The 23,624-nt window shown below is 65.6% G+C and carries 22 protein-coding genes and 2 pseudogenes; 14 read left to right on the top strand and 10 right to left on the bottom strand.

Annotation, left to right across the window (positions count from 1 at the left end):
• Positions 1–2 precede the first annotated feature (2 nt).
• Positions 3–704 carry a hypothetical protein gene (locus G0D83_RS31865; protein ID WP_203595574.1) on the bottom strand — a complete coding sequence of 234 codons (702 nt, stop codon included), beginning with the start codon at positions 702–704 and terminating at the stop codon, positions 3–5.
• Positions 705–925: 221 nt separating this feature from the next.
• On the opposite strand from G0D83_RS31865, the gene G0D83_RS09625 reads away from it, so the two are divergent.
• Together G0D83_RS09625 and G0D83_RS09620 are read left to right on the top strand one after the other, a co-directional pair.
• Positions 926–1,078, top strand: coding sequence for a hypothetical protein (locus G0D83_RS09625; protein ID WP_164192663.1), 153 nt, complete (start codon positions 926–928; stop codon positions 1,076–1,078).
• Positions 1,071–2,429: an amidase gene (locus G0D83_RS09620; protein WP_164192660.1), complete on the top strand. Its 1,359-nt coding sequence runs from the start codon at positions 1,071–1,073 to the stop codon at positions 2,427–2,429. Before G0D83_RS09625 ends, G0D83_RS09620 begins: the two co-directional genes overlap by 8 nt.
• Positions 2,430–2,489: 60 nt before the next feature.
• Here G0D83_RS09620 and hisD read toward each other — a convergent pair whose 3' ends face one another.
• The 5 genes from hisD to G0D83_RS32730 form a co-directional block, all read right to left on the bottom strand.
• Positions 2,490–3,779: a histidinol dehydrogenase gene (gene hisD, locus G0D83_RS09615; RefSeq protein WP_164192657.1), complete on the bottom strand. Its 1,290-nt coding sequence runs from the start codon at positions 3,777–3,779 to the stop codon at positions 2,490–2,492.
• 10 nt (positions 3,780–3,789) lie between these two features.
• Complete coding sequence (locus tag G0D83_RS09610) at positions 3,790–4,488, bottom strand: RraA family protein (protein ID WP_164192653.1); 699 nt, start codon at positions 4,486–4,488, stop codon at positions 3,790–3,792.
• Positions 4,476–5,162 carry an alpha/beta fold hydrolase gene (locus G0D83_RS09605; protein ID WP_164192649.1) on the bottom strand — a complete coding sequence of 229 codons (687 nt, stop codon included), beginning with the start codon at positions 5,160–5,162 and terminating at the stop codon, positions 4,476–4,478. Before G0D83_RS09605 ends, G0D83_RS09610 begins: the two co-directional genes overlap by 13 nt.
• Positions 5,159–5,947 (bottom strand): SDR family NAD(P)-dependent oxidoreductase, encoded by a 789-nt coding sequence (locus tag G0D83_RS09600; protein WP_164192646.1) that lies wholly within the window; start codon positions 5,945–5,947, stop codon positions 5,159–5,161. Before G0D83_RS09600 ends, G0D83_RS09605 begins: the two co-directional genes overlap by 4 nt.
• 579 nt (positions 5,948–6,526) lie before the next feature.
• On the bottom strand, positions 6,527–6,682 hold the full coding sequence (locus tag G0D83_RS32730) for a hypothetical protein (RefSeq protein WP_370457217.1): 156 nt from the start codon (positions 6,680–6,682) through the stop codon (positions 6,527–6,529).
• Between G0D83_RS32730 and G0D83_RS09595 the strand changes: the two genes are divergently transcribed.
• From G0D83_RS09595 to G0D83_RS32140, 12 genes and pseudogenes are all read left to right on the top strand, one after another.
• Positions 6,612–7,202 (top strand): TRAP transporter large permease subunit, encoded by a 591-nt coding sequence (locus G0D83_RS09595; RefSeq protein WP_370457216.1) that lies wholly within the window; start codon positions 6,612–6,614, stop codon positions 7,200–7,202. The two genes, G0D83_RS32730 and G0D83_RS09595, sit on opposite strands and share 71 nt — an antisense overlap.
• 914 nt (positions 7,203–8,116) lie before the next feature.
• Positions 8,117–9,136: pseudogene (locus G0D83_RS09590) on the top strand (substrate-binding domain-containing protein).
• A gap of 54 nt (positions 9,137–9,190) precedes the next feature.
• A complete protein-coding gene (locus tag G0D83_RS09585; protein WP_164192639.1) occupies positions 9,191–10,720 on the top strand; it encodes a sugar ABC transporter ATP-binding protein in 1,530 nt (509 codons plus the stop codon).
• Positions 10,721–10,732: 12 nt separating this feature from the next.
• On the top strand, positions 10,733–11,740 hold the full coding sequence (locus G0D83_RS09580; protein ID WP_164192607.1) for an ABC transporter permease: 1,008 nt from the start codon (positions 10,733–10,735) through the stop codon (positions 11,738–11,740).
• A complete protein-coding gene (locus tag G0D83_RS09575) occupies positions 11,737–12,717 on the top strand; it encodes a sugar-binding transcriptional regulator (protein ID WP_164192604.1) in 981 nt (326 codons plus the stop codon). The genes G0D83_RS09580 and G0D83_RS09575 overlap by 4 nt, the downstream gene beginning before the upstream one ends.
• A complete protein-coding gene (locus tag G0D83_RS09570) occupies positions 12,707–13,702 on the top strand; it encodes an aldo/keto reductase (protein ID WP_164192601.1) in 996 nt (331 codons plus the stop codon). Before G0D83_RS09575 ends, G0D83_RS09570 begins: the two co-directional genes overlap by 11 nt.
• Before the next feature lie 60 nt (positions 13,703–13,762).
• Positions 13,763–15,508 (top strand): glycerol-3-phosphate dehydrogenase/oxidase, encoded by a 1,746-nt coding sequence (locus tag G0D83_RS09565; RefSeq protein WP_164192598.1) that lies wholly within the window; start codon positions 13,763–13,765, stop codon positions 15,506–15,508.
• Entirely contained in the window at positions 15,481–16,323 is an 843-nt protein-coding gene (locus tag G0D83_RS09560) for a class I fructose-bisphosphate aldolase (RefSeq protein ID WP_164192595.1), read from the top strand. Before G0D83_RS09565 ends, G0D83_RS09560 begins: the two co-directional genes overlap by 28 nt.
• On the top strand, positions 16,316–17,812 hold the full coding sequence (locus G0D83_RS09555) for an FGGY-family carbohydrate kinase (RefSeq protein ID WP_370457212.1): 1,497 nt from the start codon (positions 16,316–16,318) through the stop codon (positions 17,810–17,812). Before G0D83_RS09560 ends, G0D83_RS09555 begins: the two co-directional genes overlap by 8 nt.
• 35 nt (positions 17,813–17,847) lie before the next feature.
• Positions 17,848–18,195: pseudogene (locus G0D83_RS32725) on the top strand (GMC family oxidoreductase N-terminal domain-containing protein); the annotation flags it as partial.
• A 62-nt stretch (positions 18,196–18,257) separates the two neighbouring features.
• The gene (locus G0D83_RS32495) at positions 18,258–18,497 is read left to right on the top strand and encodes a hypothetical protein (protein ID WP_370457211.1); all 240 of its coding nucleotides are present in this window, start codon (positions 18,258–18,260) and stop codon (positions 18,495–18,497) included.
• 148 nt (positions 18,498–18,645) lie between these two features.
• Positions 18,646–19,317: a GMC family oxidoreductase gene (locus G0D83_RS32140; protein ID WP_370457215.1), complete on the top strand. Its 672-nt coding sequence runs from the start codon at positions 18,646–18,648 to the stop codon at positions 19,315–19,317.
• On the opposite strand, the gene G0D83_RS09545 is transcribed toward G0D83_RS32140, so the two are convergent.
• From G0D83_RS09545 to G0D83_RS09530, 4 genes are read right to left on the bottom strand one after another with little or no spacing between them, the layout of a single operon-like run.
• On the bottom strand, positions 19,277–20,842 hold the full coding sequence (locus G0D83_RS09545; protein WP_164192592.1) for an FGGY-family carbohydrate kinase: 1,566 nt from the start codon (positions 20,840–20,842) through the stop codon (positions 19,277–19,279). The two genes, G0D83_RS32140 and G0D83_RS09545, sit on opposite strands and share 41 nt — an antisense overlap.
• Before the next feature lies 1 nt (position 20,843).
• The gene (locus G0D83_RS09540; protein WP_164192589.1) at positions 20,844–21,566 is read right to left on the bottom strand and encodes an SDR family oxidoreductase; all 723 of its coding nucleotides are present in this window, start codon (positions 21,564–21,566) and stop codon (positions 20,844–20,846) included.
• Positions 21,567–21,576: 10 nt separating this feature from the next.
• Positions 21,577–22,809 (bottom strand): sugar ABC transporter permease, encoded by a 1,233-nt coding sequence (locus tag G0D83_RS09535; RefSeq protein WP_164192586.1) that lies wholly within the window; start codon positions 22,807–22,809, stop codon positions 21,577–21,579.
• A complete protein-coding gene (locus G0D83_RS09530; RefSeq protein ID WP_164192582.1) occupies positions 22,806–23,582 on the bottom strand; it encodes an ATP-binding cassette domain-containing protein in 777 nt (258 codons plus the stop codon). Before G0D83_RS09530 ends, G0D83_RS09535 begins: the two co-directional genes overlap by 4 nt.
• Between the last annotated feature and the right edge of the window lie 42 nt (positions 23,583–23,624).

The following is a 23,624-nucleotide window of genomic DNA, read 5'->3' as shown; positions in this document are numbered from 1 at the left end:
GATCAGCATGCTCGGCAGGGGGGGTACTGGCCCATGAGCAAGCCGGTCTCGCCGATGTCGAGTTGCTTCAGTCCCTGTGCGAACTTCGCGGCGGCAAGCTTCTCGGCATAGGCCTGCTCGTCGAGGCCGAGCTGTTTCACGATGGCCATCTGGTCGGAAACGACCCATTCGCGATAGATCTTGTTCCGGTGGATCATGCAGTCGGCCACCGTGCGGCTCACGAAGGGGCGACCGTTGGCCGGCCCGTAGTGTCCGTTCTGCGAATAGCGCCCCGAGCCGGTCACCAGATGCGAGGTATAGAAGCCATCCTTGTCGTTGCCGTTCCAGACCACATGAGTCGCCATGCCGCGCCGCTCGGGCAGGCTCACCAGCCGCTGGATGGTGTCGCGCACCACGTCCTCGCGGTTGTAGATGGTGCCGGTGGGCAGGTAGAGCACGATGTTGTGGGTGTAATGGGTGTAGATCAGCCCGACGTCGCGCTCGTCCCAAATCTTGTGGGTGCAGCGCACGATGTAATCGACGATGTCCGAGTAGCATGGGTCGAACCCGTCCATGCCCTGTACTGGCGCGCGCCCCTCGGGCACCAGATCGGTAAAATCGGCGCGCTCGATGTTCATCACCTTGCCATCATGGGGCGCGTCGTCGCGTTTTGCCGCGGGTTTCGCCGTCTTGGGCATGGTTGCGGTGTCATCCTGAGTTGCCATCGATCCAATCCTGAAGTCTGTGGTGCGGCGTCAGAGCCGCGCTTGCATAGGTATTCAACAGAAAGTGGCCCAGTTTGACGCCGCGTTCAATGGCAAAGTGAATACTTATGCAAAATTCTAGGACCGCGCGCCCTTGCTGGCCCCCGGGCACGCGGGCGCTCTTGCCCCGACAAGATTGAATACTTATGCAAACAGGGAGAAACCAGACATGGAGATGCGGGATGACGCCGGCCGAACCAACCCCTGAGACTTTCCGCGAGACCCTGCGCAAACAGGGGATCGACCTGCCCGAATCCGATCTCGCTGCGGCGCTTCCCTCCGCGGTCCGCCTGCTAAGGGCGGCGAATCGACTGCTGGAGCAGACCGATGTCTGAGCTGATCGACCTGCCCCTGCGCGCACAGGCGGCGGCCTTGACCAGGCGCGAGACCTCCGCGAAGGAGCTTATGCAGACGGTGCTCGACAGGATCTCCAGACGCGACCCCAAGCTTCACGCCGTGGTCCACCTCGATGCCCGGGCAATGGATGAGGCGCAACGCTGGGATGATACTCCGCTTGAAGACCGCCCAACCCTGGCGGGACTGGCGCTCGGGGTGAAGGACATCCTAGACGTGGCGCAGGCTCCCACCCGCTGCGGATCGTATGCGCAAGACAAGCTGGCCCAAAGAGACGCCGCCGCCGTTGCCCGCCTGCGCCGCGCGGGTATGACGCCGCTCGCTAAGCTCGCCACCTATGAATACGCCCTCACGGGCCCCGCCTGGGACCAGCCGAACCCGCCCGCGCGCAACCCCTGGAACACGGCCCATATCACCGGCGGCTCGTCCTCCGGATCGGCCGCGGCGGTCGCGGGCGGCTTGCTGCGTGTCGCGCTCGGCACCGACACTGGCGGCAGCATCCGGGCCCCGGCAGCCTATTGCGGCATCGTCGGGCTGAAACCAACGCTCAGCAGCGTGCCGGATGCTGGGTGTTTCCCGCTTTCGCCCGCGCTGGACGTGATCGGCCCCTTGGCCGCCTGCGTCGAGGACGCGGCTCTGGTGATGGAGGCGCTGGTGCCGGACAGCAAGGCGGCGCGCGCCCTCGGCCAGGACATCGAAGGGCTGAGGATCGGCTATGCGCGGGACTGGTTTGTCGCCGACCCGGCCTGCGATCCAGCGCTCCTGCGGGCCATGGATGATGCCGCCGCAACGCTGTCGATGCTCGGTGCGAGGATCGAGCTCATCGACCTGCCCGACTACCAACCCCTTGAAGAGGCCGGCAGCGTGATCCTGCAGGCCGAGGCCTGGGAGGTGCACCGCGCCGCCCTCGCGGACCATTGGCCGCGTTATGGAGTCGACGCGCGGCGCAACCTCGTCACGGGAGCGATTTTGTCTGAGGCGCATGTCGCGGCGGCCCGGCGGGCAGCGGCTCGGTTCGGTGCGCAGGTGACCGAGCTGCTTGGCACCTATGCGGCGCTGCTGGCGCCGACGACGCTGGGGTCTGCCCCGAGGTTCGCCGATTTCGAGGACGGGCCGGTCTGGACGGCGATGCGCACGTTGCCGTTCAACATGTCCGGTCACCCGGCACTTTCGGTGCCCTGCGCACTGTCCGACGCCGGTCTGCCACTCGGACTTCAGCTGATCGGGCGCCATGGCGACGAGGCGACGCTGTGCCGGATCGGTCATGCCTACGAGCAGGCGGGTCCGAACATGCTGTGTCCGCCGATCACGTGCCCGGGAGCAGCCGTCTGAAACCGCATCGGGGCCCGCAAGGGCCCCGATCAAAGGTGTTTTACTGGCTGGTTGGGCCGATCAGGCCTCGACTTTCATCCGGTCGAGTCGCAGCTGCGCCGCGCGGCGATGGCCCTCCAGCGTTTCCGAAGCCGCTTGGCGTGCGGCGGGCGGCGCCACCTGCCTCACGCCCTCCTCGGTCAGCCACTGGTGCGTCACGGTCTTGATATAGGTGCCGACCCAGAGCCCGCCGGTGTAGCGGCCTGCACCCATCGTCGGCAGGGTGTGGTTGGTGCCCGAGCACTTGTCGCTGTAGACCACCGAGGAATTGGTACCGATGAACAGCGAGCCGTAGTGACGCAGCCGTTTCGAAAGGCCGTGCGCGTCCTCGGTGTGCACCTGAAGGTGCTCGGCAGCCACGATGTCGGAATAGGCGATCATCGTCGCCTCGTCCGGGCAAAGCGCGATCTCGCCGTAGTCGCGCCAAGCCTGCCCCGCGGTCTCGGCCGTCGACAGCGTGGCGAGCTGGGCGTCCACCTCTTTCAGCACCGCCTCGGCCAGCGCCGCATCGGTGGTGATCAGCCCGACTCGGGTGCGGGTATCATGCTCGGCCTGCGCCAGCAGATCGGTCGCGAGCATTTCGGCGTCACCGGTATGATCCGCGAGGATGAAGATCTCCGACGGGCCAGCCAGCTGGTCGATGCCCACGGGGCCAAAGACCTGGCGCTTCGCCTCGTTGACGAACGCATTGCCCGGTCCGACGATCTTGTCGACAGCCGGGACCGTCTCGGTGCCGAGCGCCATGGCCGCGATGGCCTGCGCGCCGCCGATGCGGAAGATGCGGTCCGCGCCCGACAGGTGGCAGCCGGCGATCATCGCCTCGTGCGCGTTGGGCGGCAGGCAGGCGATGACCTCTTCGCAGCCGGCGACCTTGGCGGGCACGATGGTCATGATCGGCGCCGAGAGCAGCGGGTAGCGCCCCCCGGGAACGTAGCAGCCCACACGTTCGAGCGGGATGTTGCGATGCCCGAGATGGACCCCAGGGCGCACCTCGACCTCGACCTCGGACAGCGACGCGAGTTGTGCCTCGGCGAAGGCCTGCACATTGGCGATGGCGAACTCGGTGTCGGCGCGGGTCTGCGGATCGAGGTTGGCCAAGGCTGCCTCACGTTGCGCGGAGGTGACCTCAAAGCTTTCCAACTCGACCTTGTCGAAGCGTGCCGAGTAGTCGCGGACCGCAGCATCGCCCTCGGCCTTCACGCGGCCGAGGATCTCGGCGACGAGCTCCTCGACGGGGCGGTTGTCGGCCACGGCGTCGCGCGCCGGCGTCTTGATGAAACGGATGCTCTCGGGAATGGGCAGACGGGTCATGGTGTCCTCTTCAGGTGCGTGCGTTCTCGAAGGCCGCCCAGGCGGCCTCGAACTTGGTGAAATCGAACCCCGGCGCGCGGGCGGCATCGAGCACGATCGCTTCGGTCGCCTGCATTTTGCCGATGGCCGCCGGCAGCTCGGCAAGATGGGTCTCGGGGATAACCAGCGCGCCGTGCCGGTCGGCGTGGATCCAGTCGTCCGGGCGCACGGTCATGCCGAAGACCGTCACTGGACAGGCGAGATCGGTCACATGCACAAAACCATGCGATGGGCCGATCGACCCGGCGAGCACAGGAAAGCCGGGCGCAAGATCTCCGAGGTCGCGCATCACGCCATTGGTCAGCGCGCCGGCAAGGCCGAAGCCTTGATGCACGGCGGTGTTGAGCTCCCCCCAGAAGGCGCCAATGGCCGCCTCGCCGTCGAGATCCTCGACCACGGCCAGACGCGGTCCCGCACCGTCCGCCATGTGGCGATAGTAGTCCATGCGGCGGGCCCGCACGGTTTCAGGCGCCTCGGTGGACGGCGCCAGAGCACGGATCCTTGCGGTGCGCGCCCGCCCGACGATCACCCCGGTGGGATCGCTGGCGCAGAGCGTGCCTCGGGTGAAGGCATCGAAGCCGCGCTTGCCGTCGATCACCTCGATGGCATTGCAGACAGTGGGCGTGTCGACGCTGCGCAGCAGCGCGATGACGTGGGTCAGCTCAGCCATTGGCACAGCGCCTCCGTGACGGTCATGGGACTTTCGAGTGTGGGCAGGTGCCCCGCGCCGTCGACCACACGGTACGCGGCATGAGGCATCAGGGAGTGAAGCAGTGTGTGGCGCGTGACCGGGCAGAGCTGGTCTTCGGCGCCGCAGAGGATGAGTGCGCGACCAGTATAGCCACGCAAGGTCTCGCATTGGTCGGGGCGGTCGCGCAGGGCGCAGCTCTGGTGGACAAACACATCCGGCCCAAGATCCGCCGCCATGGCCAGGCAAATGGCCTCGATGTCCGGGTCAGGAGCCGCCAGGTAACGCGGAATGAAGGTGTCTGCCATCATCGCCGAAAGCTCGCCGCGCTCGGCGCGCGCGATCTGCGTGGCGCGCCCGTCCCGAACCTCCGGCGCCTCGGCCAGTGGATTGGTGTCGAGAAGGGCAAGACGGGACACCCGATCTGGGGCCTGTCGCAGAATCTCCATCGCAAGGATGCCCCCCATCGACAGGCCGGCAAGGGCAAAGTGCGGCGGCGCCTCGGCCAGGACACCCGCCGCCAGCGCGCCCATGCTGTCCCCATTATAAAGGTCCGCGCACAGGATGCTCCGGCCCGCCGAGAGCGCGGCGATCTGCGGCGCGAACACACGCGCGTCGCACATCATGCCAGGCAGGAGGACAAGCGGCAGGCTCATGGCGCGGTCCATCCGCCGTCGACCATCAATGCGGTTCCCGTCACCAGCCGCGATGCGTCGCAGGCAAGGTAGAGCACCGCGCCCATCACGTCCTCCACCTCTCCAACCCGGCCGAGGGCGATCTTCTCCATCAACCAGCGGCGCCGGTCGGGATCGGCGAAGGTTGCCTCGGTCAGCGGCGTGCGCACGAAGGTCGGGCACAGGGTGTTGATCCTGATCTGCGCCGGGCCGAACTCCAGCGCCATAGCCTTCACCATGCCTTCGAGCGCATGCTTGGAGGCGCAATAGACCGCGCGGTCGGGCCCGCCGACATGACCCATCTGCGAAGAGACATGCACGATGCTGCCCCCCCTGCCCCGCGCGCTCATGCCCCGCGCAGCACGCTGGCTGAGAAAGTAGGCCGCGCGCAGGTTGACCCCTAGCACAGCATCGAAGTCAGCGGGGGTAGTGTCGATCGCGGGACCGTGGCGCGCTAGTCCAGCCGCATTCACCACCACGTCATAATCACGGTCGAAGAGCGTCTCCTGCGCCTCGAGATCCGCGATGTCGCAGGATAGCGCGCGGGCGTACCAACCCTCGGCATGCAGGGCGGACAGCGCCGCCGCCAGCGGCGCCGCTCGGCGGGCGACGCAGGTAACCTCGGCGCCTGCCTCCGCCAGGGCGACCGCACAGCCCAGCCCGATTCCCGAAGAGGCCCCGGTCACGAGGGCTTGCCGACCCTCAAGACGGAAGGATGGGGTCCGGGGAAGGCTTGCACCAGGACGGGTCGAGACGCTGGCTTGCATCAATACTCCATCGAAACAGGGACCCGAGCCCTTGTGACAGCCCCATGTCCGTTGCACACGTTTGCAATACCGGTATCGGGAGCGAGGGTGCGGCGCAAGCAATTTTTGCATACTTATGCATTTTGTCTTGTCGGGCGAACGCACCCTGGATCAGTTCCTGAGAACCTACCTCATCATCGCGCTAGGCGGTTTCGTCTCGGGTTCGAACAGTCAGCCCCGCCACCACCGCTCTCGCTGCCGACACCTCAGAGAAATCTCTCGTCTAGGGAGTGAAGCGCTGACCCAGCTTTGGAGTCCTGAACAACCTCCGCAACACACGTTCCCCCAGGAAAATGTGCCGGCGCGGCGATACGCACGTGCGGTTCATCGCGCGGATAAGGCCAAAATATGTAAAAATAATTATGGTTTACCGACCAAGTGGCGCGTCTCTGCTATTTGCCGCATGCGCCTCAGTGCGCCTGCCCGATACAAAGTTGAACAAAGTGAAATCGCGCCGACGGAACCTTGCCGACCGAAGGCACTCCGATCTAGGCGCCCCCATACTGCGATTGCCCTGTGTCACCAAAATCTGGCTCCGCGTCACGTCACCCCTGCGCGGATCAGCACCGAGATCGCGGTTTCGAAATGCTCGGTCATCGCGGCCTCGGCCTTCGTGCTGTCCTGCATCCGCTTCGGCATTGCCGCGGCGACAGAGGCGGGCGTGATCGCGCTGGTCTGGGCTTTCGTGCTGGGCAAGTTCGTGTTCCGCGAATACAGCTGGCGCCATCTCGGCCGGTCGCTTGCCGAATGCTGCGTCGACAGCGCGCTGATCGGCTTCCTGATCGCGGCCTCGGTGCCCTTTGCCTGGATCCTGATCGCCGACGGCATGCCGCAACAGCTCGTCGGATTGACCCAGGACTATGCGCTCGGGCCGGCGGCGCTGATTCTCGTCGTCGTGCTGACGCTCTTCGTGGCGGGCACGTTCCTCGATCTGACCCCGGCCAGCCTGATCGCCGCACCGCTGTTCCTGCCGCTGCTGACCGCCGCGGGCTTCGATCCGGTGCAGGTCGGGATCATCATGATCATCAACCTTCAGCTTGGTGGCGTGACGCCGCCCGTGGGCATCCTCGTGTTCATCACCGCGCAGATCAGCAGGACCCCGGCCGCGGCGGTGTTCCGCGAGCTGACGCCCTTCGTCGCGGCGATCATCGTCGTGCTGGGACTGGTGTGCGCCATTCCCGCGCTCACGCTGGGGTTGTGGTCGCTGATCGGCTGAGCGCGCAGGGCCACGGTCCCGCTGCGGTCCGGCCGCGGCCCCTCCCCCGGCCGCACGCCGTTGCCCCGCTCACCCGATGCCTCCTGGGCGGACCCCCGCCCCAGCCCGGACCGACACTGCTTCAGGCCCGGCCCGGTGCCGGGGTGCGCAGGACAACCACCGAGACGCAAGGCACCACAAGCAGCGCAATGGCATGGGTGATTTCCCCATGGTCCCAGTGGACCGCGCAGCACCCCGGTCTGTGAATATCCCAGATATCCGCGGGCGGTTCGGGCGACCCTGCAAAGGCGGAAACTTCGCCTGTACCGCGACTTGACGGCTCCCTTCGCTCTCTGGCGCGTCTCGTTCTGGTCGAGTGCCGCCGAACACCGATGGGAGGGTGCTTGCTCCCTTCGGCCACGATACCGACCCACGATCGAGCGTCATGCACCCAATGGAGATGGGCTGACGCAAGCGCGGGGCGGCAACCGCAGCGCCGAAGCCCACCAATGGCCTGTGCAGCAGCGTTGACCCCCGCGACGCTTTGCGTTGTTCGGGCTCTAACACCCTTGCGAAGAACTGATGGGGCGCGAAGCGGGTAGGGACAAATTTTGAAAAAGAGTAGCGATGAAAGTGCCTGCCGGCGGGCCGAGGGCCTCTGCGCCGGGGATCGTTTCGAAGGGACGGCATCTGGCAGAGACACCGTGTCATGCGCCGAAAGCTGTCTTTTGCGCTGGAGACGTCCCGCCCCTCGCTTGCCCCTTGAAATAAATTGCACCAAACAAGAAAAATTTCACGCGGCGTTGACCAAGGCCGGAAGCCATCTCTATCGTCCCCTTACGCAAGAAATTGCGGGTCGTGAAATTACTTGCGGGGAGGCAAGTGCTCACGCACCGAAACCCCTGGCGTCTGCCAGGGTCATTTGGGAGGACAACATGAGACAATCCGCTATTGCCGTGGCTCTGGCCCCGGCACTCACTGCCCTATCGCTTGCAACCGCGAGCCCGGCGATGGCCCAGGAGGGTCTGCACTGCGCTCCGGGCGAGACCTATATCATGAACGTCATGGTGTCCGGCCACCCCTATTGGGTGCCGGTCTACCAGGGCTTCAAGCAGGCTGCCGATGCCTTCGGCTGCGAAACGGTATTCTCTGGCACACCCGACTACGACATCACCAAGCAGATCGCCTCTTTCGAGCAGGACATGGTGAAGCAGCCCGCGGGTATCCTGGTGCATCCGATGCAATCGGATCCGTTCATCGAGCCGATCAACCGCGCCATCTCAGATGGCACGTAGGTGGTGACCTTTGCGGCGGATTCTCCGAAATCCGACCGCAGCGCCTATATCACCTCCGACAACCTGGCCGAGGCGAAATTTGCTGCCGAGGAAATCGTCAAGCAGATCGGCGAGACGGGCGAATACGCGGTTCTGGAGAATCCGGGTCAGTCCAACCATGACCTCCGGGTGACCGCCCTGATCGACTACATGCAGCAACATTATCCCGACATGGAACTGGTCGGTCGCCAGGCCACCAATCAGGACAGCACCGCCGCCTATCGTGCGACCGCTTCGATCCTACAGGCCAATCCCGAGCTGGGCGCGATTTGGATCCCCGAGGCGGGCTCAGCGGAGGGCGCGGTCGCGGCGATCCTCGAAGCCAAGTCGGACGTGCTGGTCATGCATGCGGATATCACCCCGGCCACGCTCGAGCACATCAAGGCCGGCAACATCCACATGGCGCTGAACCCGAACCAGGGCATGCAGGGGTTCATGGGGTTCATGGCGACCTTCATGGCGGCGCATTCCGAAGTCTTCGATCCGTTCAACGACTACCGGACCTCGGGTTACAACCCGGTGCAGATCCCCTTTATCGACAACGGATTTGCCGTGATCACGAAGGACAATGCCGACAGCTTCGATCTGAACACCTACATGCAGGGCCGCGACCCGGCGTGACCCAGGCGGCGGGCTGTTCGGGCCCGCCTCACCGCCCTTTTCCGAGGCCCTCTCATGCACGACGACGTGATCCTGAAAATCTCCAATGTCAGCAAGTCCTTCGGCCCGGTGCGCGCGCTGAGGGGCGTCAATTTCGAGCTGCGCCGCGGCGAGATCCACGCGCTCGCCGGCGAGAACGGCGCGGGAAAGTCCACGCTGATGAACATCATCGACGGCATCCTCCAGCCCGACGGCGGCGAGATCCTCTGGGAAGGTGAGCCGGTCCGCATCGCATCCCCAAGCGCCGCGCAGCAGCTGGGGATCGGGCTGGTGCATCAGGAGATCGCCCTCTGCCCCGATATTTCGGTGGCCGAGAACATGTTCATGGCGGTCACAAACCGGAGCCGCCGCCTTCTCATGGATGTGGGTGCGCTCAAGCAGAAAGCCCGCGCCGTGCTGGGGAAGCTGTGCGATATCGATCCGGGCGCGATCGTTCGGGACCTGCCGATATCGCATCAGCAGCTGGTCGAGATCGCCAAGGCGCTGACGCTCGATTGCAAGGTCCTGATCCTCGACGAGCCGACCGCCGCGCTGACAGACCGCGAGGCGCAGACCCTTTTCGAGATCATGCACAGACTGTCGGCGCAGGGCATCTCGATCATCTACATCTCGCATCGGATGGTCGAGATCTTTGACAATTGCGACCGCGTCTCCGTCTTTCGGGACGGTCAGTACATCACCACCGCGCCGATTTCCGGGATCACGCCCTCGGGCGTGGTCAACGCGATGGTCGGCAGGGAGATCGGTACGCTCTATCCACCCAAGCAGGCAGCGGAAACGCGGACGGACAAGGTGATTTTCGAAGTCAGGGATTTGACCGAGAAAACTCGGTTCAGGAACGTGTCCTTCGCGCTGCGCAGCGGAGAAATCCTCGGCATCGCGGGTCTGATCGGCTCGGGGCGAAGCGAAATCGTCAAGGGCATCTGCCGACTAGAGGGCGACGCTTCGGGCGAGGTGCTGCTCGATGGAAAAACGCTGGATCTGCGCCACTACGGCGACAGCATCGCGGCTGGCCTCGTCTATCTTTCCGAAGACCGAAAGGGCGATGGCCTGTTCCTGGAACGCTCCATTGCGGAGAATGTCTCGGCACTGGATCTTGGTCGTGTCTCCACCGCGACGGGACTGATCGAGACGGAAAGGGAAATGGAATTGGCCCGAAGTCTGGGAGCGAAACTCAACCTCAAGTTCGGGCGGCTTTCGGACCCGGTGTCTTCCCTGTCAGGGGGCAACCAGCAGAAAGTGGCAATTGCGAAGATGCTCTCGGTCAATCCCCGGCTGATCTTCCTCGATGAGCCGACCCGCGGCGTGGATGTCGGTGCCAAGTCCGAGATTCACCGGATCCTGAGGGAACTGGCCTGCGAAGGCGTCGGAACCGTGGTGATTTCCTCCGAGCTGCCCGAGCTGATTGGGCTATGCGACCGCGTGCTGGTGGTGCGCGAGGGCCGCATCGCTGGCGAAGTAGCCGGGGACGCGATGACCGAAGAAAACATCATGCGCCTGGCCTCGGGCCTCGAGACCGCCCCGCAACCGACACTGAATGCCTGAGGAAGACCGATCGTGGAAAACTCAATCGAACTGACCGCAGCCGCCAAGCAGGGAGCCAACCCGGTGAAGAAGTTTCTCAGGATGCGCGAGACCGGGCTGATCCTGATCATCCTGGCGCTCTTCGTCGCCATGTCCTTCGCATCGCCCTACTTCCTGACTTGGGTGAACATGCGCGCGATGGTCATGGCCTTTGCCGTCGAAGGCATCGTGGTGGTGGGCATGACGATCCTGCTGATCTCGGGCGGCATCGACCTCTCGGTCGGCTCTGTCACCGCGCTGGCGATGGTCATCGCCGGATCGCTCTTCCTCGCAGGTGTCGACCCTTGGCTCGCCTCGCTGGTGGCGATCGCCGCCTGCACCGGGATCGGGGCCTTCATGGGCTTTTTCGTGACCCGGATCGGGCTGCACCACTTCATCGTCTCCCTAGCGGTAATGGTGATCGCGCGCGGGGCCTGTCTTCTCTTCACCGGCGGTCGTCCGCTCGGGTTGTTCACGCTGCCGCCGGAATTCAAGTTCATCGGCCAGGGCTCGATCGGGCCGGTGCCGCTGGTGATCATCGTCTTCCTGGTGGTGGTCCTGTGCTTTGACTTCATGCTCCGGCGCAGCACTGCCTTCCGCAAGGTGTTTTATACCGGCAGCAACGAGAAGGCCGCCGCCTATTCGGGGATCCGGACCAAGCGAGTGATCTTCCTCACCACGACGCTCTGTTCGACGCTTTGCGGCATCGCCGGGATCATCTACATGGCCCGCTTCGGCTCGGCCCAGCCAACCTTCGGTCTGGGCATGGAACTCAACGTGATCGCCGCGGCGGTGATCGGCGGGGCGAGCCTCAACGGGGGCTCCGGCACGATCTTCGGCGCGATCCTGGGGGCGGCGCTGCTGTCGGTCGTATCGAGCTCGCTCTCGCTGCTCGACGTGTCGGTCTACTGGCAGGACATCATCCGCGGGTCGATCCTGCTCACCGCGGTCTCCATCGATCACTACCTGAACAAGAAGCGCGACGCGGGAGGCAAGGCATGACCGAACCGTCTCCCGACTTCGATCTCATCCGCCAGATTCACACCGTGCTCGTGCTGCACTTCGTGGAGGGGGTGAAGCAGTCCGAGATCGCCGCGAAGCTCAACCTGTCAACCTCGAAGGTGAACCGGCTGATCGCGCAGGGCCGCAGGCTCGGCATGGTGCAGATCGACATCAAGAGCCCGTTCCAGCGCCTCTCGGACATCGAACAGAACCTGGTGGCGTCGACCGCGCTCGACGCGGCACGGGTGACGCCCACGGTCTCGGGCAACGCCGACACCACGCTTCACCAAGTCGGCCGCGCCGCAGCCAACCTCCTGCTCGAGACCCTGCGCGACGGCGATGTCATCGCGATCACGGGCGGCAAGGCGGTCAGCGCGGTCGTCGAGAACCTGTCACCCGAGCAGCCGCTCGACGTCACCGTCGTGCCACTCACCGGCGGGGTGCAGGGCAAATTCTACACCGATGTGAACCATCTCGTGACGCGCATGGCCGAACGGCTCGGCGGCAAGCCGATCCTGATCCACGCGCCGCTCTTTGCCGAGAACCGGGCGCAGCGGGACATGCTGACCGGCATGGCGCCGATCAAGCAGGTCTTCGACCTTGCGCGCACCGCTAATGTCGCGCTCACCGGCATCGGCTCGGTCGAGCCGCGCGGATCGAGCTACTACGACCTCAATCCGGTGCCCGAGGCCGATCGCAAGATGCTCGTGGGCATGGGGATCGCCGCCGAGTTCATGGCGCATTTGATTGGCATCAACGGGCAGGTGGCGGACTACGAACGCAACCAGCGCCTCGTGGCCCTGCATCCGCATGACACGGCGACCTGCCGCACCGTGATCGGCGTCGCTTCCGGCGTGCAGAAGGCGCGCCCGATCCAGGCGGTGCTGAACGGAAAACTTCTGAATTCACTTGTAGTTGACGAGGAGACTGCCGCTGCGGTCCTCGCGCAGATGAAAGGGTCTGAACATGCCGCATGAGATGCTGACGCGCCAAATCGGAAGATCGGGGATCGAGGCTTCGGTGATCGGACTCGGAACCTGGGCGATTGGCGGCTGGATGTGGGGTGGCACCGAGGAGACCGCCTCGATCGCTGCCATCCAGACCTCTGTCGACGAGGGTGTGAGCCTGATCGACACGGCGCCCGCCTACGGGCAGGGGCTGGCCGAGGAGATCGTCGGCAAGGCCCTCGTGGGGCGGCGCGACAAGGTCGTGCTGGCGACGAAATGCGGGCTGGTGTGGCACACGACGAAGGGCAACCGTTTCTTCGACTACGACGGCCAGCCGGTGCATCGCTACCTTGGCAAGGACGCGATCATCCACGAGGTCGAACAGAGCCTGAAGCGGCTCAGGACCGACCACATCGACCATTACATCACCCATTGGCAGGACCCGACCACCCCGATCGAAGAGACGATGGAGGCGCTTGAGTCCCTGAAGGCGCAGGGCAAGATCCGCTCCATCGGTGCAAGCAACACCACGCCGGCGGATATCACGGCGTATCTCGCCGCGGGACAGCTCGACGCGGTGCAGGAAGAGTACAGCATGCTCAAGCGCGATCTCGAGCAATCGCTCCTTCCGCTCTGTCACGAGCACGGGGTTTCGGTGCTGAGCTACTCGTCGCTCGCGCTTGGGCTGCTCAGCGGCAAGGTCGGGCCGGACAGAGTCTTTTCCGGAGACGACCAGCGCCGGGACAATCCGCGCTTCTCGCAGGGCAACCGACGCAAGATCGCGGCCTTCATGGAGGAGATCGCGCCGATCGCCGAGGCGCATGATGCGACCCTGGCGCAGACGGTGATCGCCTGGACCGTGCAACAGCCCGGCATCACCTTCTCGCTGTGCGGTGCGCGTACCGCGGAACAGGCCCGCGAGAATGCGGCCGCGGGCCGCATGCGCCTGACGCCGGAGGACCTCACCGCTATCTCGACCGCCGGGGCGCGCCACCTCATCGACCTCGACGGCTGACCGCCCAACCCCCGCCGACCCATCCAGCGCCGGAGAATTTCTCCGGCGAACGGAGGAGGAATGCCTTTGGAACGACACGACAGTTTCGACAAGATCCGCGAGAACGCCATATTCGACGTGCTCGTCATCGGCGGCGGCATCAACGGGCTTGGCGTCTATCGCGAGCTTGCGCTGCAGGGCCTGCGGGTGTTGCTGGTGGAGCGGAACGACTTCTGCTCGGGGTGCAGCGCAGCCCCCTCGAGGATGATCCACGGCGGCCTGCGCTATCTCGAGAACGGCGAATTCGGGCTGGTGAAGGAGTCGCTCGCCGAGCGCGACGCCCTGCTGCGCAACGCGCCGCATCTCGTCGGGCCGCTGCCCACCACGATCCCCATCAGCTCGGTCTTTTCGGGCATGTTCAATGCGGCGGCGGGGTTCCTTGGCCATTCCGGAAAGCCCGCGCGGCGCGGTGCGCTTCCGGTGAAGATCGGACTGACGCTCTACGACCTGGTCACCCGCAGGCGTCGCGCCCTGCCCCCGCACCAGTTCCGGAACGGCCGGGCGACGCGTGACAAATGGCCGGCTCTCTCTCCGGAGGTGCGGTGCTCGGCCTCCTATCACGATGCTTGGATTTCCTATCCCGAACGCCTTGGGCTCGAGCTCGTGGACGACACCGCGCGGATGGCGCCGGAGTCGATTGCCCTGACCTATGCCGAAATCACCCGCGACGGGGATCAATTCATGCTCACCGATCGCGAAGCCGGAGAAACCCTGCCCGTCGCGGCGCGGCTGGTGGTCAATGCCGCCGGTGCCTGGCTCGACGAGGTGCGGCGGGACCTCGGGGACAGCGTGGGGAACGACGCCCCGATGGTGTCGGGCACGAAGGGATCGCATCTCATCCTCGACAATCCCGCGCTGCACGCGGCGCTCGGCGGTCACATGATCTTCTTCGAGAACTCCGACGGGCGGGTCTGCATCATCTTTCCCTACCTTGGCAAGGTGCTTGCCGGCTCCACCGACATCCGCGTCGAGACGCCGACGCGGACCGCCTGCACCGAGCCGGAGCGCCGGTATATCCTTGAGGCCGTCGGGCGGGTCTTTCCCGACCTCCCGATCGCGGAGCAGGACATCGTCTTCAGCTACAGCGGGATACGGCCCCTGCCCCAAAGCAACCACGCCTTCACCGGCCGCATCTCGCGCGGGCATTTTACCCACCGGATCGACGGCACGGTGCCGCAGATCTGCATGGTCGGGGGCAAGTGGACGACCTTCCGCGCCTTTGCCGAGCAGACGACCGACGTCGTGCTGGCCGAGCTTGGGCGCGTCCGCGTGGCGCACACCGGGACCTTGCCGATCGGCGGCGGGCGCGACTTTCCCGGCAGCGCCGCGCTCCGGCAGACGCTGATCCGACACTTCGGTGTTTCGGAAAAGCGCGCCGCGCGCATGGCCGAAACCTACGGAACCCGCGCGCAGGATGTTCTGGTGTTCTGCGCCGGCCGTGCCGACGACCGGCCGCTGGCAGGCGGCTGCACCCTGACCGCCGCCGAGATTGCCTGGATGACCGCGCATGAACGCGCCCTGCACCTGTCGGACGTCGTGCTACGGCGCAGCGATCTGGCGATCACCGGACAGATCAGCGCCGAGCTGATCGACCGCATCGCCGACGCGATGGGCCGGGCGCTCGACTGGTCGGCGCAGCAGCGCGCCGCCGAAGTCGCGGCGCTCGGGGAAGAGCTTCACCGCTACCACGGGGTCTCCCCGCAGGTGCTGGACCAGAGATCGACGCAAAGGAGAACCGAATGCGTGTTAGCAACAAGGCCCGCATGAACCGATTGTTCACGAATGGCGGGTGCCTCGACGTGGCGATAGATCACGGCGTGTGCAACGAGCCGAGCTTCATGACCGGCCTCGAGGACATGGCCGCAGTGATGGACACGCTGATCGGCGCGCGGCCAGACGCGATCCAATGCGCCTATGGCCAGGCGGATCTGCTGCAGAGCCGCCCGGAGAAGGACAAGCCCGCGCTGGTCATGCGGATCGACATGGGCAATCCCTACAACGACCAGCGGCATCGCGTGATGTGGTCGATGCTGCAGAATGCCGACGAGCCGATCATCGGCGCGCTCGAGATGGATGCCGCCGCCGTGGTGGTCAATCTGTTCATGCTGCCCGATGAACCCGAGCTGTTCCGTCAATGCATCGAGAATATCTCGCGCGTGCGCGCCGCCTGCCACAAGTACGGCATGCCGCTGATGATCGAGCCGCTGGTGATGCTGCCCAACGATGTGCGCGGCGGATACCAGGTGGATGGCGACGCGGAAAAGATCGTGACGCTTGTCCGGCTTGCCTCGGAAATGGGAGCCGACATCATCAAGGCCGACCCGACCGCCAATCCCGAGGATTTCCACCGGGTGGTCGAGGCCGCGCGGGTGCCGGTGCTCGTGCGCGGCGGCGGCAAGGAGGACCTGCGCCATGTGCTGGAGAAATCAGCCGCCCTCATGGCGCAAGGCGCCAAGGGCATGGTCTACGGCCGCAACATCTACCAGCATGCCAACCCGAAGGCCGTGGTCGCGGCGCTGATGGCAATGATCCATCAGGGTGCGGGCGGCGAAGAAGCATGGGACATCTACAACCGTGGCTGACAACAGGACATATCTGCTGGGGCTCGACGCCGGCAACACCGTGATCAAGGCCGTGCTCTTCGACCTGGAGGGCAGGCAGATCGCCATGCACGCGCTGGACGGACGGTCCGCGACACCGGCGCCGGGCCATGTCGAGCGCGACCTCGACGAACTTTGGGAAAATGCCTGCGTGGCGATCCGCACTTGCATCGAGCGCGCCGGCATAGATCCGTCGCAGATCGCGGCAATCGGCTGCGCAGGCCATGGCAACGGGCTCTATCTTCTGGATGGCTCGGGCGCGCCGCTCATCGGGATCCAGTCGCTGGACACCCGTGGGCAGCGCGTGGCGGCGCAGCTTGGCGACGCGTCGGGCGGTGCCCTGCACGCGATCTGCTTGCAGAAACCATGGTCCGCGCAGACCCCCACCCTCCTGGCCTGGGTCAAGCAGAACCTGCCCGAGCTCTACGCCGAGGCCGGAACGCTGCTCTTGTGCAAGGACTTCATCAACTTCCGGCTCACCGGCGAGTTGACCAGCGACACTTCGGACATGTCGGGATGCGGGCTGCTCCGGATGCCAGACTGCGCCCATGACGACACGCTTCTGGACCTCTACGGACTCTCGGACGCGCGGCGACTGCTGCCCCGCCTCGTCGACCCCAGCGAGATCGCCGGCCGGGTGAGCGCCGTGGCCGCCGCGCGGACGGGGCTCGCCGAGGGAACGCCGGTCATCGGCGGGTTCTTCGACGTGGTCTCAAGCGCCATGGGCTCGGGCGTGGTCGCCCCCGGCGAGGCTTCGATCATTGTCGGGACATGGAGCATCAACCAGGTGTTCTCGTCGGCCCCGGTGGTGAACGACAGCGTCTTCATGGTCGCTGGCTTCGGCCCCGAGCGTTTCGTTAACATCGAATCCAGCGCCACCTCCGCCGCCAATCTCGAATGGTACGTGAGGGAATTCGTCGAGCGGGGCGGGCATCACCCCGATCCGTTCGGCCACTGCAATGCCCGGGTCGCCGAGGTGGTGCCAGCCGAGGATGACCCGCTGTTTCACCCCTTCCTCTACGGATCGGGCGAGGGCGCGGAATTCCGTGCCGGCTTCTACGGTATCGCCGGATGGCACACGGAAGGGCATCTGCTGCGCGCGCTGATGGAAGGCGTCATGTTCGAGCATCGGCGGCATATCGAGACCCTAAAGCGCGCAGGCGTGTGTTTCGATCACGCGGCGCTTTCCGGTGGCGGCGCGCGCAGCCCGGTCTGGCCGCAGATGTTCGCGGACGGCATCCAGGTTCCGGTGCGCGTCGCGGAGGCCCAGGAGACCGGTGCGCTTGGTGCCGCCATCGGGGCGGGCGTCGGCGCGGGGCTTTTCGAGAACTACGAAAGCGGCATCGCGGCCATGACCCGGGTCAGTGCGAGTTATGAGCCGAACCCAGACTTGGCGGCGCATTACGATGCCCGTTACCTCCGCTATCTCGACCTGCGCGACGCCATGCGTCCGTTCTGGGCACGTGAGTGAGGGACCAGAGGCAGACATCATGACAAGGCCATAGCATCTTCGGGGCGGGAACCGCAGGCTGCGTTCTTGCCGACCGGCTGAGCGCCGATCCGAAGTGCCGCGTGCTCCTGCTCGAAGCGGCCGGGTCGGACAATTATCACTGGGTGCACATTGCCGTCGGGTACCTCTATTGCGTCGGCAATCCGCGCACCGACTGGATGATGACCACCGCCGCCGAGCCCGGTCTCAACGGCCGCCGCCTCGCCTACCCGCGCGGCACGCTTCTGGGGGGATGCAGTTCGGTCAACGGTCTGATCTGCATGCGCGGCCATGCCGCCGACTACGATCTCTGGCGGCAGCTCGGCAATCCGGGCTGGGCATCGGACGACGGGCTGCCCTATTTCATCAAGTCCCAGGACCACCACGCCGGGGCGAGCCCCCTGCACGGGGCGGCGGCGAATGGAAGGTGTCGCGGCAGAAGCTGGAGTGGGAAATCCTGCGCCCCGTGCAGGAAGGCGCGACGGAATTCGGCATCGAGCCCCGCGCCGATTTCCAAAATGGCAGCAATGAAGGCTTGGGCTTCTTCGAGGTGAACCAGCGCAATGGCATGCGCAGGAACACCGCTAAGGGATTCCTGAGGCTTCCGAACCTTCGCGTAATGACCTATGCGGAAACGCAGCAGGTGGTGATCGAGGGCGGCAGGTGACCGGCGTCCGTTTCCGCCACAAGGGGCGCGTGCATGAAGCGGGCGCGAAACCCGAAGCCCTCTTCGCCGCGGGGGCGATCAATTCACCCAAGCTGTTGGACTTTCGGGCATAGGCGATCCGGGTCTCCCGGGAGATCACGGGTTGGAGGTGCGCCATGCGCAGCCAGGGGTCGGCGCGAACCTGCAGGACCATTTGCAGATCCGCACCGTCTTCCGCGTCGGCAACACGGTGAGGCTGAACGAGGTGGCGAATTCGCTGCGCGCTAAGCTGCGCATCGCGACCGAATACGCGCTCAGGCGCAGCGGGCCGATGTCCATGGCGCCAAGCCAGTTCGGCATGTTCACCCGCTCCGACCCCTCGCTCGACATGCCCGACCTCGAGTATCACGTCCAACCGCTCGCCACCGACAAGCCGGGGGATCCACTGCACGACTTCCCGGCCATCACCGTCTCGGTCCGCAACCTGCGGCCGGAGAGCATCGGCTCGAGCCATACCATCAGCGCCGGGGCGGACCGGCGGCCTGTCATCCGCCTCAACTATCTCAGTGCCGAAGCGGACCGGCGCATCGCGCTGGCTTCCATCCGGCAGGCGCGGCAGATCATGAAGGCCCGCGCTATGGCCCCCTGTGCGCCGCAGGAGATCCTGCCGGGCCCGGCCGCCGAGAGCGATCAAGATCTGCTGGAGGCGGCGGGAAACATAGCAACACCCATCTTCCACCCGGCCGGCACCTGCCGGATGGGCAGCGACGCGGCGGCGGTTGTCGACCCCACGCTGCGCGTCAGGGAACTGCCGCGGCTGCAATGGCTTGAAGCTCCTTGAACACGGCATAGCGCTCCAGATGCTTCGCAACCGCGTCCGGGCTTGGAAGATTGATGCCGCCGCTGCGCGACATTGCCGTCATGGCGCCGGCGGCATCTTCGTAGCGCGCGCCCGCCAAGGCGCCGAGCATGGCGGCGCCAAGCAGGACAGGTTCCGCGGACTCCGGAGCAACCACGGGCTTGCCGGTGGTATCTGCAAGGATTTGGCGGATCACCGGATGCCGGCCCGCGCCGCCACTGATCGCGATGCGGGCGATCTCTGCGCCGGCGGCGCTTTGGGCCTCGATGATCTGGCGCAGCCCGTAGCCGAGGCCGCAGATCGTCGCGAGGTAGAGTGCCAGCAAGCTGTCGAGGTCGCGCTCCATGCCGATCCCCATGATCGTGGCGCGGCGGTGCGGATCGGCGTGAGGCGCGCGGTTGCCGAGCACCTCCGGCACCACGTGGACACCTTGGACGCGCTCGAGAACCTCCCGGTCATCGACATGATCCGCGAGCCAGGACGGCAGGCTCTGACCGGCCGCCGCTGCGAGCTCATGCCCCTCGGTCGCGTAGGGGTGATGGTCGATCAGCTGGTCGACGGCCGCGCCCGCCGCGGATTGCCCGCCTTCGTTGAGCCACATGCCGGGGATCATCGCCGAGTGGTACGGCCCCCAGACACCACGCACGAAAGCCGGCGTCTCCGTGGTGGTCATCGTGCAGGACGAGGTGCCGAAGACATAGGCGAGATCGCCCGTCGGATCGCCGCTCGTGCCGACGGTGCCGAGGCCTCCCGCATGTGCGTCGATCAACCCCGCGCCAACGGGTGTTCCCTCCGGCAGACCCATTTGCGCCGCCGCCTCCGCCGTGAGGCCTGTGCCGAGCGCGGTTCCCGCAGCGACGACGCGGCTGCCAATACGGGTGAAGCCGTCCTTGCCGAGGTCGCCGAGGCCGACTTTTTCAAAGTAGCTCGCGTCCCAGCCCCCTTCGTGACCCAGGTAGGTCCACTTGCAGGTGACCGTGCAGATCGAGCGAGACAGATCCCCCGACGCCTTCCACGTCAGGAAATCCGTGAGGTCCATGAACTGCCATGCGGCGGCATAGACCTCTGGCGCATGTTCCTTGAGCCAGAGCAGTTTGGGGGTCTCCATCTCGGGCGAAATGACGCCTCCGACGTAGTCGAGCACGGGATGGCCGAGGGCGTTGATCCGTGCCGCCTGTTCGGTGGCGCGATGATCCATCCAGACGATGATGTTCCTGTCCGCTTCAACGGGCAGCGGCACGCCTCCCTCCCCGAGGATCACCAGCGAGCAGGTGGCATCAACTCCGATGCCGCCGATGCTTGCCGGATCGACCCGGGCGGCCGCGACCGCCTCGCTCACGGCGGTGCAGACTGCAGACCAGATGTCGTCGGAGGATTGCTCCACGCGGTTGCCCGGGCCCTTCCAGAGCGCGACCTGCTGCGAGGCGGTGCCCTTCAACACCCCCTGCGCGTCGAAGACACCCGCCCTTGCCGAGCCCGTGCCCACGTCAATGCCGATCAGATGCATGTCAGAGGTCCACGCTGTTGGGCAGAATGACCATGTCACGGATCACCACGCCCTTGGGGCGGGTGAGCATGAAGACGACCGCCGCGGCCACTTCTTCCGGCTGCATCAGCGAGCCGTTCGCAAGCGCCTCTTCCATCTTTTCCTTCGGCCAGTCGTCGAGCAGCGCCGTGACCACCGGGCCGGGCAGGACCGCGCCCATCCGGATGCCATGCTGGGACACCTGGCGTCGCGTCGTGTGCAGAAAGGCCTGCACGGCGAATTTCGAGGCCGTGTAGATCGGTTCCCAGACGACCGGGACGACGCCTGCCACCGATGAGGTGAACAGGACGTCGCCCGACTTTCGCGCGATCATGCCAGGGAGGACGGCATTCACGCAGCGGAAGGCCGCATTGATGTTCAGGTTCAGCATCCGGTCCCAGGCATCCGGGTCGCCCTCGGCTGCGGGGCCGCCAACGTAGGCACCGGCGTTGGCGTGGAAGATGTCGAGCGGGCCGACGAGGTCCTCGATCCGCGGAACCATGGCCGAAACCGCGGGCCCGTCGAAAAGATCGAGCACGAGGGGATGGGCGTTCTCGCCCAGCTTGCTGCAGAGCCGGGAAAGTTTCTCGGAGTCGCGATCGATGAGCACGACCCTGGCGCCTTCCGCCAGAAGCGCCTTGGCGCAGGCGAGGCCGATGCCGCTGGCCGCGCCGGTGATCGCGGCCGCTTTGCCTTTCAGTTTCATGGTCTTGTCCTTATGCGCGGCCATGCGAGGCACGGGAGCGACGGGCGAGGCTGTCGACGATCACGGCAATCGCGAGGACGCCGCCGGTGATCATGTAGCGAAGGCTCGAGGAAAGGTTCAGCAGTGTGAGACCGTTGGAAATGGCCTGGATCACGATGATCCCGAGCAGCGCCGACCAGGCGGAGCCACGGCCGCCGAAGAGCGAGGTGCCCCCGATGACCGCCGCGGCGATCGCGTTCAGGTTCACGTCGCCCGTGCCGGCCTGTTGCGAGGCGGAGGCGAGGCGGGAGGCCGCGAAGACGCCCCCAAGAGCCGCCAGCGACGAACAGAGCATGAAGGCCGAAAGGCGGATCTTCTTCACCGGGATGCCAGAGCGGCGCGCGGCCTCCGCATTGCCACCCACGGCGAACATGGAGCGCCCCCACTGCGTGCGGCGCAGCGCATAGTCGAGCGCGACGACGAAGAGGGTGAAGACACCGAACATGTAGGGCACGCCGCGACCCTGCTCGAGATAGGCGACGCAGCCGATGAGAGCCACGGAGAGCACGCCGGCCTTCACCAGCAGCACCGACAGTCCCGGGCTGGAGAGGTTGGCGTCACGCCGGCGATTCATCGTCTTCAGCCCCGAAAAGACCATCAATACGCCCGGCAGGATCGCCGCGAGATAGGACAGCCACGCGGGCATGATGAGGATCTGGCCGAATTTCACCAGCGGCGAAGTATAGGGCAGGTTGATCGAGCCCGTGGCCCCCAGCAGGTAGAGTTGCAGGCCAAGCAATGCCAGCAGCCCTGAGAGCGTGGCGACAAAGGACGGCATCTCGAACTTATTGCGCAGAAAGCCATAGACGAAGCCCACGGCCGCACCTGCAAGGACCGCCCCGAGGATGGCGAGCATCATCGGCAGGCCCGAGTTCACCCAGAGAACACCGACCAACGCCGAGGACAGGCCGGACATCGAGCCGATCGAGAGGTCGATTTCGCCCAGCAGCAGCACGCAGACGACACCAAGCGAGATCAGGCCGATAGCGGCGGCGTCGAACAGCAGGTTCACGAGGTTGTTCGGCGCAAGAAACACCGGGTTCAGGGACGAGAACACCAGTGTGATCAGCAGCAGGCCGATGAAGACTGGCAGCATTCCGAGGTCGCCGGATCGGACGCGGTCGAAGAAGGCACGCAGCGCACCGGAGAGACCTTCGTCATGGCGGACGCGCGTATCGGCGCGGTCGAGTTGGGCGCCGCTCATGCGACTTCTCCTTGCTTGCGGGCCAGGCGGCGAGAGACCGAGTTTTCAGAGGCGCCGGTGATCGCGGCGACCAGTTCCTGATGAGAGGTTTCGGCGGTGAACACGCCGTTGTTCTGGCCGAGGCGCAGGACGACGATCCGGTCGGCAACGGCGCGCACATCCTCCATGTTGTGCGAAATGAGGATAACGCCATGCCCGCGCTCCCGGACGCGCTCGATGAGGTTCAGAACCTCGGCGGTCTGCGCGACGCCAAGCGCGGCGGTCGGCTCGTCCAGCATGATGATCTTGGGATCGAGCAGCAGCGAACGGGCAATGGCCACGGTCTGGCGCTGGCCGCCCGAGAGCGAGGCGATCGGCTCACGGACCGAAGGAATGCGGGCGGCAAGCTCCTGCAAAAGTGTCCAGGCGCGAACCTCCATTTCGACTTCATCCAACGCCCAACGGTTCAGCTCGTGACCCAGGAAGAGGTTGGCAACCACATCGAGGTTTTCGCACAGCGCCAGATCCTGGAAAACGGTGGCGATGCCAAGCGCGAGCGCGGTGCCGGGGCTGTCGAGACTGACGGGCGTGCCGCACCACTCGATGGTTCCGGAGGTCGGCTGGTGCACGCCCGCGAGCGTCTTGACCAGCGTCGACTTGCCTGCGCCGTTGTCGCCGACCAGGGCGACGACCTCGCCTGCATGCACATCCAGCTCGATGTCCTTGAGCGCGGTCACCGCGCCGAACTGCTTCGACACGCCGCGCAGTTTCAGGATCAGTTCACCCTGTTCCATGTTTTCTCCTCCCTGTTTTACCGGGGGCAACGTGCTGCCCCC

Source organism: Salipiger sp. PrR003, from assembly GCF_010500785.1.
Classification (GTDB): Bacteria; Pseudomonadota; Alphaproteobacteria; order Rhodobacterales; family Rhodobacteraceae; genus Salipiger; species Salipiger pacificus_A.
This window is presented reverse-complemented; position numbering and strand designations above follow the sequence as displayed.